At 51.0% G+C, this 14,048-nt stretch carries 10 protein-coding genes; 3 read left to right on the top strand and 7 right to left on the bottom strand.

What is annotated here, in order from left to right:
* Positions 1-257 precede the first annotated feature (257 nt).
* From DWZ76_RS04395 to DWZ76_RS04380, 4 genes are read right to left on the bottom strand one after another with little or no spacing between them, the layout of a single operon-like run.
* The gene (locus DWZ76_RS04395) at positions 258-551 is read right to left on the bottom strand and encodes a winged helix-turn-helix domain-containing protein (RefSeq protein ID WP_243017774.1); all 294 of its coding nucleotides are present in this window, start codon (positions 549-551) and stop codon (positions 258-260) included.
* Between the two features lie 57 nt (positions 552-608).
* Complete coding sequence (locus DWZ76_RS04390) at positions 609-7,370, bottom strand: S-layer homology domain-containing protein (protein WP_118472002.1); 6,762 nt, start codon at positions 7,368-7,370, stop codon at positions 609-611.
* Positions 7,371-7,745 carry a hypothetical protein gene (locus DWZ76_RS04385; protein ID WP_118467306.1) on the bottom strand — a complete coding sequence of 125 codons (375 nt, stop codon included), beginning with the start codon at positions 7,743-7,745 and terminating at the stop codon, positions 7,371-7,373. It lies immediately after the preceding gene.
* Positions 7,720-8,109 carry a response regulator transcription factor gene (locus tag DWZ76_RS04380; protein WP_107001030.1) on the bottom strand — a complete coding sequence of 130 codons (390 nt, stop codon included), beginning with the start codon at positions 8,107-8,109 and terminating at the stop codon, positions 7,720-7,722. The genes DWZ76_RS04385 and DWZ76_RS04380 overlap by 26 nt, the downstream gene beginning before the upstream one ends.
* A gap of 341 nt (positions 8,110-8,450) precedes the next feature.
* Between DWZ76_RS04380 and DWZ76_RS04375 the strand changes: the two genes are divergently transcribed.
* Genes DWZ76_RS04375 through DWZ76_RS04365 form a run of 3 tightly spaced genes read left to right on the top strand, consistent with a single transcriptional unit; the run spans position 8,451 to position 13,073 of the window.
* The gene (locus tag DWZ76_RS04375; RefSeq protein WP_118472001.1) at positions 8,451-9,179 is read left to right on the top strand and encodes a LytTR family DNA-binding domain-containing protein; all 729 of its coding nucleotides are present in this window, start codon (positions 8,451-8,453) and stop codon (positions 9,177-9,179) included.
* The gene (locus tag DWZ76_RS04370; protein ID WP_118691655.1) at positions 9,176-11,170 is read left to right on the top strand and encodes a hypothetical protein; all 1,995 of its coding nucleotides are present in this window, start codon (positions 9,176-9,178) and stop codon (positions 11,168-11,170) included. Before DWZ76_RS04375 ends, DWZ76_RS04370 begins: the two co-directional genes overlap by 4 nt.
* Before the next feature lies 1 nt (position 11,171).
* Complete coding sequence (locus tag DWZ76_RS04365) at positions 11,172-13,073, top strand: GHKL domain-containing protein (protein WP_118471999.1); 1,902 nt, start codon at positions 11,172-11,174, stop codon at positions 13,071-13,073.
* Positions 13,074-13,131: 58 nt separating this feature from the next.
* Here the strand turns inward: DWZ76_RS04365 and DWZ76_RS04360 are convergent, their stop codons facing one another.
* The 3 genes from DWZ76_RS04360 to DWZ76_RS15030 form a co-directional block, all read right to left on the bottom strand.
* Positions 13,132-13,461 (bottom strand): hypothetical protein, encoded by a 330-nt coding sequence (locus DWZ76_RS04360; protein ID WP_243017773.1) that lies wholly within the window; start codon positions 13,459-13,461, stop codon positions 13,132-13,134.
* Positions 13,458-13,610: a hypothetical protein gene (locus DWZ76_RS15260; protein ID WP_243017772.1), complete on the bottom strand. Its 153-nt coding sequence runs from the start codon at positions 13,608-13,610 to the stop codon at positions 13,458-13,460. Before DWZ76_RS15260 ends, DWZ76_RS04360 begins: the two co-directional genes overlap by 4 nt.
* Positions 13,611-13,726: 116 nt before the next feature.
* Positions 13,727-13,882: a hypothetical protein gene (locus tag DWZ76_RS15030; protein WP_182426611.1), complete on the bottom strand. Its 156-nt coding sequence runs from the start codon at positions 13,880-13,882 to the stop codon at positions 13,727-13,729.
* Positions 13,883-14,048: the final 166 nt, after the last annotated feature.

Raw genomic sequence — 14,048 nt, 5'->3', positions numbered from 1 at the left:
TTTATATTTTTTTCCCCATTAAGTCTTGACTTTTTATTTGCAGGCTAAAGTAATGAGAATGCGGTGTGCCGTTTTTCAATCAAATTAAAAAGAGACACGGCATAAATTATTCTGATAGATTTTACATCAGATTTCTTTATGCCGTGCCTTTTATGTTATCATAATGATTGCTACATACATATAGCAGGCTTCACCCTCCGTTATACACCGGATTCGCATTGATTTTCGGTACGAAGGCAACAGCCGTTCCGCAATTTTCACCATCCTCCCCATACTTCTTCATAGATCTGTCCGGCAGAAAATACCCAGGATGGATGTTTTGCCAAGTATACCAATGTTTCAAATTCCCGACGAGTCATAGAAATCAACTCACCGTTTCGGTATGCTGTTCTCTCCTTCAGCCGAAGCTCCAAGCCCGGAAAAACAAGAGTGTTACAAGGGTGGGATGTCACAATATGGTCAAATCCTGGCTCAACCGCAATAATCTCCATAATTCTACTGAGTATATATTCTTCATGGTCGGTAAGCGACAGTATTAGAAACTTGCCCATATTGTTCACATCCCTCTTTATTGATATTATTTTTGCATTACATTACGGGTTCATTTTTCATCTGTCGGATGCGGTATTCACCGCCATCGTCCCGTCTGCATAGAAGTAGTACCACTTACCATCGATCTGCTTCCAGCCTCCGGCAAACATCATTCCGGTGACCTTGTCCAGCCAGTACCACTTCTGATCCTCGGAGAGCCAGCCTTTCACTGACTCCCCGTTTCTGTAATAGTTCCACTGGCCGCTGTCATTCTGCTGCCAGCCGTTTGCGGCCTGCGGGTCAATGACGATTTCCACAAACCGCCGCAGAACCGTGGCGACCTCGGCGCGGGTGGCGGTTCCCTTGGGGTCAAACTTATTTTCATTCTTCCCGGCCAGGATGCCCGCCTGCTGCATGGACTTGACCGCATCCTTTGCCCAGCTGCTGATCTGTGTGTTGTCCGCAAAGGTCACAGCCTTCAAGGTCTGGGGCAGGTCATAGCCCAGCTTTGCAGCGTAATTTTTCATAATCACCGCCATCTGTTCCCGGTTGATGTTGGTGTCCGGTGCAAAGGTGGTGGCGGTAATGCCTTCCACAATACCGGTCTGTGCCGCCCAGTTCACATAGGGAGCATAGTAAGCGTCGGCTTTCACATCGGTGAATTTCCCGGTCTGGTAACTGTCCGGGTTGATGCCCGCCAACCGCCCCAGAGCTGTCACAAACATTCCTCTGGTCATGCCGGTGTCCGGGCTAAAGGTGGTGTCGCTGGTGCCGGAGAGCAGTCCCCGGCTGGCTGCAAAGAGGATGTTATCTGCTGCCCAGTGGCCGGTAATGTCGGTAAAGACCGGGGCAGGGTTCTTGTAGCCCACGCCGTAAACGCTGAAATGACCGGTTTCAAAAACCACCGCTTTCAGGCTGGCATTGTAGCTGGATTTGGTGATCCATTCCACCTTGCCAGCGTCATCTACATAGACTGCATAGAGATTACCTGTCTGCTCACCATTTGCCGGTGTGTAGGGCAAACGCACCGATATAGTGTGACCATTTAAGTTGGCAATCGGTGTTTCTTTGCCGCCGGAGAGGTAGACCAGTGACAGGTCATAGGCCGATCTTGTGCCGATGGTGGCTTTGGCCTCGGTGGAACGCAGTGCATCCACCTTATCTGCCCGGAGAATGATGTCCCCGCCAGCGTAGGCGGTATCCAGCTGCTTCAGAGTATCCAGGCCGATATTAACCGAAACCAGATGGTCTGTTGCTACGGTAAACTGCCGGACGTTTTCTTTAACCAGCAGATCCAGTGTCTGCGCCTTGATGGTCACGTTAAGAGAGGTCTGGCCTGCCGCCGGGATGATGGGAACAGTAACGCCAATCCCGTTCTCTGTGGTGCCGTTCTTTTTCGCATCCTGTTTGGCCTTGTCGATGGCGGACTGGACAGAGCTGTTATCCACTGCCGCATTGCCGTTTTTATCCGGCTGTATGGGTTTGGTTTCACCGGTGACAGGGGCTTCCGGCTGGTTGGTGTTATCATTGCTTCCGGAACCGTTAGAACCGCCGGAGGATGAGCCTCCACCGCTGCCCGAACCACCAGAGGAGGAACCGCCGTCGCTGGAAGATTGCTTGGAAACAGTCAACGTTCCAGAAACATAGGTGATCGCATAATTGTCATTTGACAGCGTACCAGTAATGTTGATCGCAGTTTTGCCGGTTTTGCTCATATCCGGTGTCTGTGCGTAGTCCAGCGTTACCGTGCCGCTCAGGGTATCTGCACCAACCAGACCTTCCACCTTGTAATCCTTATCTGCTTCCGGGCTGCTCAGATCGGGCGCGGTGCTGCCGGTGTAGGCGCTCTTGTCAAGCGCCGTAACTGTGACCGATTTCTTCGCTACGGTCACAGTCACGTTCTGTTCTGCCACATCTGCGTACTCTGCGTTTCCCTGAACCTTATACCAAACAGTGTATTCCCCCGCGTTTTTCGCTGTGGGGATCTGCTCACTCCACTCAGAATCGCCAAGCCGGTAGAGCATTGCGCCGCCAGTGGTCTTGCCCGCTGTAACCAGAGCCTGTTCTGCACCATTGTAGGTCAGTGTATTGACCGTAGGTGCCGTAACAGTGGGGACAAGCTTGTTGGTCGCATTGACATTGACGGTCAGCGTGATGTCCTTATAGTTCGTGCTCTTGATCACTACGGTCACTGTGCCCACAGAGCCGGTGGTTTCCACGTCATTTTTCTGAATCGGCAGGGTCAGCTTGCCGTTTTCCACCTTCGCGCCGCTGGTGTAGTAGCCGTCATTGAGTTTGATCTCGCCCAGCTCATAGGTGGGTGCACCGTACTCTTTGGGCGTTTCCAGCTTGGGCAGGGCGGGGAGCGTCACAGTGTAGGTCTTTTCGTGGCCGTTTACAATGGTAAGCGCAGTTTCCTTGACGAAGTCAGGCGCAGCGGCCTTGGCGATGCTGGCAGTCGTAGGGAAGCTGCTCTGCTCCAGGGAGTAATTCTTCGCGGCCTGCCCCATCAGGGTCACTGTGGCAGTGACGTTCTTGCCGTTGCCCACGCCGGCATCGTCAAAGCTGGCGGCCACGGTGTAGTCTGTGCCTCGGTTCAAGTTCATGCCGTCGAAGGTTACGCTGGTAATGCCTGCGTCTGTCGTGCCATCATAGGGCTTGGACACAGCCGTTACCCCGCTGATCGTCAGCGGTTTCTTTCCAATGCTGACCTCCACGCTGGCGGGTGCGGTATCATTGTGGTTTGCATCGCCAATCACCCGATACCACACGGTATACGTTCCGGCATCGGTGCCGGTAGGGATGCCCAGGCTGTATGTACCGTTCTCGGTCAGGCTGTACTGCATGGTGCCACCGCTGGTCACGCTGCCTGCGGTAATCAGCGCCTGCTCCTGGCCGGTATAGGTCAGGTTTTCCTGTGCTGTGGGAGGCGTGATGAGGCTTGACCTGATGTCGGCCTTTTGTACCGTTACAACAATATCCTGGCTCATCTTCTTGTAGCCGTCGCAGGTGGTCAAAAAGCGGAAGGTGTGCTGGCCTGCGGGTAGCTTTTGCGTAGAAAGATCAAATTGATTCTTTGTTGCGTTGTCAACCGCTGTCTCTTTGCCGTTCTCCACCTTGTACCACTGGAAGCTCACAGCGCCTGTGCCGCTTTCCTTATTTACATTGACAAGAAGCGTCCCCGTACCGCCATAAGTCATGCTCATCTTGTTCGGATAGTCCATGCTCTTGATGGGGATCTTGGCCATAGAAACATTGGTCAGCTCCTTGCCGGTAAGATCGGTTATCCAGGTACTGCCGCTCTTAAACACGTAACCCTCCGGCAGCAGGGATGCCAGCGTAACATTTCCGGTAACGGTCAGTTTTGCCGCCGTCTTACCGTTCAGATCCAGCTTGAGCGGGCTGCCGATGGTGATCTCGCCTGCATTTGCCAGCAGCTTCACCGTACCGCCGTCGGCTGCGGCGATGGCCGCGTCTGCCGTCAGATAGTAGGAAATGCTGCCGTCCGTCTTTGTCGCCGCAGCGGCATAGCCGCAGTAGGGGCAAACATTCCCGCCGGAAGGGTCATCCGGGTGACTGCACTTCACAACGGTTACGGCAGTATTCTCATTCATCTCCGACAGCCTGACCAATGCGCCGCCTTGCTTCTGATAGGCATAGCCCTTTTCCAGCAGGGATTGATACTTTGCGCCATTCTCGATTTGGATGCTGCCAAAGGAGCCGCCGGACAGGGGCACTGGAATACCCTCGAGCGCACCCAATTCCAGCCGAGCCACACTGCCGCCGGACATGGTCAGCGCTCCCTCCGTGTAGATGCCGCCGGGGAACGTGCCGCTCGTTACCACAGCTTCGTTCCCGGTACAAATGGAAAGCCCAGTTCCACCGGAACCAATTCCGCCGCCTACGCTGCCCTCCAGGGTGACATTGTCCAGCGTCAGCTTTGCGCCTGTGTGGTCAAATTTTCCAACTTCCACCGCGGTAGCGGGCTTGCTGGTGCAGGTGCTTAGCACCTTGCCGTTCATGATGGCTACATTGGAGCCGAGGATGCGTAGAAGCGCATTCTCAGCGGATTTACTCAGGGTGTGTCCATTCAAGTTCAGTATAATATTTTTGCTGATTTCGATAGGCTCTGCGTTCTCGATGTCCAAAGGCCCCCGCAGCGTGATAGTGTCACCGTCCTGCGCGGCAGTCAGCGCGTTTTCCAGACTGGTGTATCGCTTGCCGCCGGTTTCAAATGCCTCCACCAGCATATGGCAGCGGGTGCAGTAACCGGCGCTGTCCACCTTGCCCGCATGGTCGCAGACTCTGCCGCAGGCGCATTTGCCGTTATGATATTGGTCGGTATGCTCGACCACCTTGACCGCTCTATCCGGAATATCTACATTGGAAACGTTCAAAATTTCGTCGCTATCAGCGTCTGCAAAGGCATATCCGTCCGCCAGCAGAGCCAGGGCCTCCTCACCAAGTTCTGCATTGATTCCACATTGGAACGTGCCGCCCTGGAGCTGGGTTTTCCCAAGGAATTTCACCTGATGCTGAAACACGCAGTCGCCCTTTACCGTCAGGGTAAACAGGTTATTAACGACACCCCCGCCTGTTGTAACGCTGTCTAATATCAATACCGTGGGGCCTTTGGTGGCAATGACCTCTCCAATGCCCTCTATCGTGCCGTTTTTGATGGTGACGCTGTTGTACGGGCAATCTTGCAAATCCAGCGCCTTGACCTTGTGGCCCTGCAGGTCCAGCGTAAGGTCCTTTTTGTTGGTCCCATCACCTCCTCCCGCACGCAAGATTGCGTCAATATCCCGCACAAAATAAAAGGTTCCGCCGGAAATCAGCCTGCTCCCAACCATGACCTGATTGTTCCCGAGTTCAGACGAATAGGGGATACCATCTTCGTCAATAAAGAGCACTTCCTTGCGACACGGTTCGCCGCACTGTTGGCATTTGCCATCGTGGGTGTATTTTGCATGGGTGCAGGTGTTAATGGTAACGGTGACAGTTTTTGTATCTACGGTATAGTTATTATAGGACAGCTTGCAGTAGACCTGGCCGCTGTACTCCCAGTCCCTGCCCTCCACTGGGGTCAGGTTGGACTTGGTCAGGACGATTTTATTATAACTGCCGCTGCCTGTGCCCTGAAATTCTTTTCCGTTCACATACCACTGATAGGTAATATTACCGGACTGACCGCTTGCCAGAGAGGCGCTGACATCGACAACCGCTACACTTTCCCCATCTAATTTCTCATATACGACCTGCGGCTGCGTTCTTATGGTAATGGGGTTTTTGGGCGCGGCGGCGACGGTGACCGTTGCGGTGGCGGTCGCCTTGGCAGGAGAGTATCCTGCTTCGCTGTTTGCGGTCAGCTTCAGCTTATAGCGGCCCTCCTTGACATTGTTGTCCGCGGTAACGGTGATGGTCTGGTTGTCAGCGGATTTTGCCGCCGTCAGACCGGTGTGGTCGCCCACCCATTCCACGTTCAGGGTATTCATCTGGACCTTGCTGCCGGTAACGGAGAAGGTCGCCGTCTGACTGCCTGAGCCTTCCTGCAGGGTTCCCTGCTGCGCGCCGACGGTCAGGCTTGCGCGGGGCGCCATCTTGGCGATATAGATGGTCTTGACGTCCCCTTCTCTTGTCGTATCGGCCGCTGTGCCGACCGACATATCGTCTGTTTTTGCATTCTGACTTTCCGAATACAGAATGGTCAGGTTTTTGTTGATGTTTCGGGCGTTTCCATACCTACTATTCGAAATCGCACCATATTTTCCGGTGGCGTAAAGGGTTCCTCCCTTCATGGTCAGGGATGCAGTGTTAATACCCCAACCGGAATTTAGATTCAGCTTTCCATTCTCAATCACGATGGTTTTAGCGCTCAAGCCGCACAAACCGCCGTTGGTGGTTATCTTTACCCCGTCTTTTATGGTAAGCGTCCCGCCGGCGGTGTCGCTCCAACTGCCGTCCGCAATACCATCTTTCCCGCTAGGAACATTGACCGTCAGACTGCCGCTTCCCTGAATGGTCAGATTGGCGGAATACATATCCAGAGCGGCGGTATATGCGGTATCGGTAATCGTAATGGTATTCTCGCCTTTCAGCGTGATTGTTGTGTCGCCCTTCACCGTCACCGGGGTAGTTATGTTTCTGTTCTCCCAGATAACATTGCCGGAGATGGTTTCATCGTCTGCTGCAGCTGCCATCAGGGGCGTTGCCTGCTCTGTTCCCTTGCAGGCAGAGAGATCCGCATCTTCCGCAGAGCAGACCGGACAGTCGGGATTGACCGCCCCCTGCTCACAGCGGGTTTCGCAGATACACTCCGCCGGAGCATTCCCGGACACGCCGGGAACAAGCCCGTTGTCCTGAGAATTGCACAGTTCACAGGTATACCCGCAGGGCGTCCCCTCTGTGGCCGGAATGTAGCCGCAGGTATCGTCATGCTCGCCGCGTTCATGAGGACAGCTTAATTTTTTTGTGATACAGCCGCTTTCCTCACTGCATTTATGGGTACACTCGGTCGGCTGGACCTCCTCTACTTCAGATGAGGTCGCCGTATTTTCTGATACGCTGCCTTCCAAAACAGGGTAACAGCTTTCGTCATGTTTATGGATACACTTCTCCACAAGGGTGTAGCAATCCTCAGTATGTTCATGTTCACAGGCTGCCCCTTCGGTTCCTTCCGTATATCCGCAGTCCTCTGTATGTTCCGGGTGATGCTTGCACAACCCCGTATGGACGGCGGATACACCCGCTTCCACCGCAGATGCCGGAACTCCCGGCATCGTAAAAATCATTGCCGCCGCCAGTAAAAATGCGGCCGGCCGTTTCCATTTCCATATCATTTATTCATCCTCCTCACGCGGTTCGTTCCTTCTCGTTGTTTTCTGAAGCAGCTGGGATACCGCCTCCCGCAGCTGATATTCCGTCACAGGCTTCACCAAAAAGGTGTCCGCCTGCATCCTGCGGCTTTGGGGTTCAAATTCTGCCTGGTCGCTGATCCACAGGAGCGGGACATCCTTGCTGTACCCTCGTATGCTCATGCAGAAATTCATCCCCCTGGCTCCGTCCTCCATGACAACCACAGCATCATAAGGCCCATCCCGCTGCATGGCATAGACGCAGAATACGCCATTGTCAAAGCGGTCTACTTTGCCAAGCTTCATCAGTAACGCCGTTTCTTTCTCCTTCTGACTATAACTGCACAGCGCAATTCGCATTTTCGCACCTCCATTTTGTGATGGGTTTTATCGCCTCATATAGCTCCTGATCGGAGCAGTCTGCCGAAAGGAACGCAGGGATACGCAGGTGATATGCGATCAGGGCGAAGTTTTTATCATCGCTCCACCAGACAAGCGGTGTTTCCGGTGCCAGCTGCTTTGCCTGAATGGCAGCCTCCAATCCCCTTGCCCCGGTCATGGCGATGACAACCGCATGATATCGGCTCCGCCGCAGTGCCTGAGATAGCTGCTTCTCATTCCATAGCTCGTCGATGACAAGCTGTCCGTCCCCAGCAAAAAGAGAGCGCAGCCTGCTCTCAAACCATTCTGCATTCCTTAATTCCGTACAAAGTGCGATTTTCATGCTGAGCCTCCTTTCCTGAAAAGAAAAACAAGAAAGAATGTGCCTTGGCACATTCTTGCGCCTTGCGCGGTCGCTTGCGACAATCTACATCTTCGCGCAAGTGCGCATCTTTGGCACGTTAGTGCCTTTTTTATGTGACAGGGAATTCTTCGGAATTTCCTGTCACATAAAAAAACCAGACCTTCTCATCGGAAAGTCTGGTAGTATAATTAGAGTAGCATCTTGTCAAGGGAAATGCAACCGACTTTGTTTAAGACGCAGGTTTCCTGTTTAAGACGCAAGTTTTTCCTGCGGTTTTATGTTATACTATTATTGGATTTTTGTGCAAAGGAGATGGCACGATGCAGATTGCGATTGTGGATGACAGAGCAGAGGACAGAGCCGAACTGTCTGTCTGCCTGGAAAATTATATGAAAAAGCATCAGCTGGACTATACGCTGACAGAATTTGAGGACGGAGAGAATTTTCTGAAAGCTGCCGCCCAGGTCAATTTTCAGCTTGTCTTTATGGACATCTATATGGAGAACATGGATGGAATAGAGGCCGCCAGAAGGCTGCGCCAGAAAAACAGGCTTTGTAAGATTGTTTTTCTGACCATTACAGAAGATTATGCCCGGATGGGGTACAGCCTGTCCGCCAGCTATTATCTGCTGAAGCCTCTTTCGCTCCATCAGGCAGATTTTGAAGAAGCGATGGAGCTGTGCCAGCTAAAACCGCCCTATGAAGTGATGACACTTTCGGTTATGGCTGACCGTCAAAAGCTGGAACTTCCCACAGAGAAGATTCTATACATAGATTATCAAAACCGTATGACACGGATTCATACGGCAGAACGCGTGATACCGGTAAGCGGAGGCTTTCAGGAGGTTACTGCCGCATTGCAGAAGGACAAGCGTTTTTTGCCCTGCTACCGGGGCATTTTAATCAACATGGATTACATCAGCCAGGTTGACAGTCAGACCTTCCGTTTGATAAACGGGGAGGAACTTCCGATTGCCCTCCGCAATGGAAAACAGCTGCGGGAATCCTACCGTCAATATGTTTTCTCTGGAATGGGGGGGATCGTATGAGAATGAAGCAAATGCACAGGCGTATTCTGGAGGGCTGTCTGGCCTGTCTCCTCTGCTTCACCGGCAGTATCCCCGCATTTGCCGCCGAAACTGCAACCCCATCCAATGCCGATGAAAGAAGGGAGAATCCGCCGGATTTAGAAAGCGAGGCTCCGGGGACACTGGAGAGCAAAACCCCGGAAGCATCGGAAGAAGTATCCCTCGTCCTTGTCACAGAAATACAAAATGAAGACGAACTGCTCTCCCTGCCAGATTTCACCCTGCCCCTTAGAACCACACCGTCTGATGATGACCTGGAGGAAATTTATCAGCTGGCCCTTCGGTATCAAACCGTCTGCGCCACTGTAACAGCAGGTGAAGAAATCCGGCAGGAAACATTTTCTGTCGCATGGGATTTTTCGGCCATTGACCAGACCACTCCAGGCAAATATACCGCAGCAGGCCGGATTGAACTGCCGGAGGGGTATGCCTTTGGTGAAGCTGTCTTGCAGGAGCTTCAGATTTCCGTCCGGGTGAAAGAAATGCCGCCTGCTGTCATCACCTCCATAGAGCAATGGTATCCTTATACGGACGCGTTTGCGGTTCAAGAGGGCAGCGAAACCGAAACGCTGGAAAATTTGTTTGCCTTTTCCCCTTACTATCTGGAATGCTATGCGGAAAATGGAACCAGCTACACCGCTGTGGTGGAATGGGATTTTTCTGGTATTGATTTGAATACTGTGGGACTGTACCATGCCATTGGAAAGCTGACCGCACCAGCAAATACTGCGTTTGTAAAGGGAATTGCTTTCCCTGAAATCTCAATTCCTGTTTCTGTACAGGCTCCAGGCAGACCGGACATTAACTGCTTTCTGTCCGCCAGAGGAAACCTTCATTTTCCCTGGGTCACACCGCCGGGGGGACTGGATGAGATCAGCGTATGGCTGTCCGAAAACAACGGTTCATGGAACCGCCTGGAAAGTGGCGTTTATGTGGGTCAGGAAATGCTCTCGATTGCTACCCGTCTGCTGGCACCGGGCAGCAGTTACCGCCTTCAGGTGGATTATGACGGCGGACAGACCGGCATCCTGTCCTTTACCTACGCAGATGAAATTGTCCTTGAAGGGTACCATGAAGGCGACCGGGATGGAGGGGATGCAGGCGGGAATCCTCCCGATACCATCATTCAACCGCCTCCTGAAGATACCAACGATCAGGATGACGGTTTCGCAGACAGGCCCTCCACAAAGCCTCCAAAACCGCCTGCAACAAATGGCGGCAGAGTGGATTCCAACGATTCTGAAAAAACACCACCTGTCAGTGAAGAAAATGATCCTGCGGATCATGAACCATCCCACAAGTCTTCCGAGCCATCCTTGGAGGGAAAGGATGATTCCATAGATATAGATAAAGACGATTTTCCATCGGAACAGGCAAACGGTGATACAGCGGAAGATGCGGATTCCAAAAGCCCTGATTTTTCAGAGTTCTCCGATGAAACCACCGACCGGATTTCCGGCACGCGCTTTTTGATGATGCTGCAAACAGGGGAGCAAAGAGCCGTCTTTTCCAAACAGGGAATCACCATCAGCATACCAAAAGACGCCTTGCCGGAGGGCATCCAAAACGAAGATCAGATTGAAGTCATCATCCAAACGGATACGGACGGCGGTTTTTCTTTTTCGTTTTCCATCAATGGAACTGCACTCAGCTCCCTGCCGGATGTTTCTGTCATGCTGCCCTGTCCAAATGACCCGGCAGCCGGCACATGGTTCCTCTGTGATGAAAGCGGCGTGGAAATTCCCATGACCGGTTATGACGATGCGGCAAAAGCCGTCTCCTTTCAGATCAGCCATACAGGGACATACACCATTGTGGGAAAGGAAGATGCCGTTTTCCTGGCACAGGCCGCCGACACAGAGCATAGCCGGTCGCCCATACTCCTTTTGATTCCGGCCTGTCTGCTTCTTCTGTCTGCCGGTGTGTTTTTCCTAAGGAGGAGGCGAAAATAAGATGGTATCTTCTGCAGTAAAAAAATATGCTGCCTTATGTATGGTCTGCCTGTGCTCATCCCTGTTTTTTCTTGGCCTGTATCAGTTCAATAATAAATATAGCCAGAACACAATCCAGGCGGCAAATGGGATTCTGGCGCTTTCTGAGGAAGAACTTCAAAAGTCACCGGTGCGCTTTCTGGTATCCGGCTGGGCATTTTATCCTGACGCGCTTTTGACCCCGGAAGAAATACGGGATGAAAGCCATTATATGCGCTACCTTTCCATCGGAGAGCAGACCAATTTCTCCAGCCCTGCAAACCCTTCTCCCTATGGCTGCGGGACTTATCAGATGACATTCTTTCTGCCGGAACGGAAGGAAACATATGCGCTGGAAATCCCAGAAGTGTTTTCTGCTTACAACCTTTATCTGGATCATGACCTGATCCTGCAAATGGGGGAACCGGCACAGGGGACACCATTGGTTCAAAACCGCATGGTCACTTTTCATGGCGGAAAACCGGTCACACTCACCATAGCGGTCAGCAACTATGACCACTTTTACGGAGGGATTGTCTATCCGCCTGCTTTCGGAACGATGCTGGCGGTCAATACAACCAGAGGAATCCGGTTTGCATTCTGCCTGTTCAGCTGTACAGTTACCTTTGTCTGTGCGCTGCTGTCCTTTTATTTCAGCCGCCGGATGAAACAGAAAAATACATTCCTGTTCGGACTGATCTGCCTTGCCATGTGCGGCCTGTCATCCTATCCTGTGCTTCATATGCTGGCTGCGGTTTCCGTATTCCCCTGGTACACGATTGAACTGTTCTGTATCTATCTGGTTACCTGGCTGATCGTAGTTCTGCAAAACCGGATATGCAGGCCGGGCTTCCTGCCTGCGGCCATCAGTAATGGAGTGGGCGCTGTCTTCCTGATATATGCGTTTGTGTATGGCATGATGGCTTCCCATCTCTCCCTTGGAGCGATTCGTTTCTTCTCTACATCGGTCTTTTGTTATAAGGCGGCATCTGCGCTCTATCTGCTTATCATCGCTGTGCTTGCCATTCACAGAGGAGAAAAACGGAGCAGGCCGATCTTCTATGCTGCGGCAGCCGCAACCTGCGCCTTTATATGGGATCGCCTTCTGCCGGTTTATGAGCCGGTTATCGGCGGTTGGTTTTTGGAATGGGGCAGCTTTTTCATAGCAGCAGCCATCGGTTATTCCCTCTGGCGCGATGTGATAGAAGGATATGGAAACAGCCTGATTTTCCAGGAAGAACGCAAGCAGGTCATCCGTCAGCTTTCTATGCAGACCGAATACAGCCGTCAGGTTTCTGAAGCAGCGGCAGAAAACAGAAGGCTGATCCACGACATCAAACACCATCTGCGCACCATAGACCGCATGGCCTCTGAACGTGGGCAGACGGAGATCTGCTCCTTCCTGTTACAGGTAGAGGAACAGGTTGCGGCATCATCGGGTCACTCCCCTGCCCAGTTCTGCAAAAATCCCGTCGTAAATGCGCTGATTGAATACTACTACGGTATGGCGCAGACACAAGGGACAGAATTTCAGGTACGGCTCGATCTTCCCGATCAGATGCCGCTTACCGATGTGGAACTGTGTACGGTGCTGGGCAATCTTTTGGACAATGCCGTTGAGGCGTGCAGCCGCCAAAAGCAAGGGGTGCGCCGCGTTTTCATTGCAGGCGAAACCAGAGGCAATATGTACTTTTTGAAGATTGAAAACACTTACGACGGTCTGGCCTTGCAAGAGGGAAAAACATTCCTCTCCCGAAAGGGTACATCTGCTGATCATGGAATCGGGCTTTCCTCTGTCCGAAAAATCATTGAAAGCCATGGCGGTGATCTCGATCTTGTTCCCGGTGAGGAATCCTTTCTTGTTGGAATTACAGTGGGTTTATAAACATTGCTCATACAAAAGGACACCATTACTTACATTTGCATAAGCAATGGTGTCCTCTCTATTTTCCAAGTTCTTCTTCCATAATATTCCTAATCGCTTTAATACCCGTAAAAGTCAATTTTATTCCACGATTATACATAGCCAGTACTTCATTCAGATTTTCAACAAGTACCTTATCCAACTTTTTATGTATCGTTACAGGCTGTTCCTGAATCGTATGAACATGGTCAAAATATTTTTCAATAACAGAAAATGTATTCTGTATCAAAAAAGCATTTTCTTTCCCTGCAAATAATCCAATCACTATCGTATTGCATTTACCATATCGTTTCTTTTTCTTTTCAACGATTTCCTTGTATTTCTCAGCTTGTGAGCTAATTGGTATCATCCAATACAATTTTGAATTTTTCTATCCTGAATTGCATAGTAATGAGGACGATAGTTCCCCTGTTCCTTATTACTCATCAAATATTTATCCTGAACCAAGTCAAAAAATTCATCCTTGATATGATACGAATATCCCTGTTGTATCTCCATAAATAACCTTTCCTATGTGATAAAATTCCCCATCAGAATTCACTGATGGGGAACATTTACAAACTATACTATTTTTATCCCACCTGTATAGCAAGTGGCTTCATTTACGAACTGAATTATTTATACCCCGCACCATCAGCAAGCGGCAAACATTTACTTCTATCTTTAGTATATACAGTTTCTCTGAATTTAGCAACCTGTTTTTTAAGTTTAGAAATATTTTTTACTATATCATGGCTCATCATTTGTCGTAACTCTGTCGTAAAATACAAATTTAAGCCTCTTAAATTGCTTGAAAACGCCCTGTTTTCGGCATTTTATTTCTCCAAACTCTTCATCGTCGGGAATTTTTTTAATTTTTCTTCATTACCCTTCGTGATGCTTCGCTGTGCTATTTCTATTAAATTGTCTTCTCTTCATTACCATTCATGATGAATC

The sequence above is a fragment of the Clostridium sp. AF35-15 genome, from assembly GCF_003477745.1.
GTDB classification, from domain to species: Bacteria; Bacillota; Clostridia; order Lachnospirales; family Lachnospiraceae; genus Otoolea; species Otoolea fessa.
Note: the sequence above shows the minus strand (reverse complement) of the source record. Positions and strands in the feature narration are given on the sequence as shown.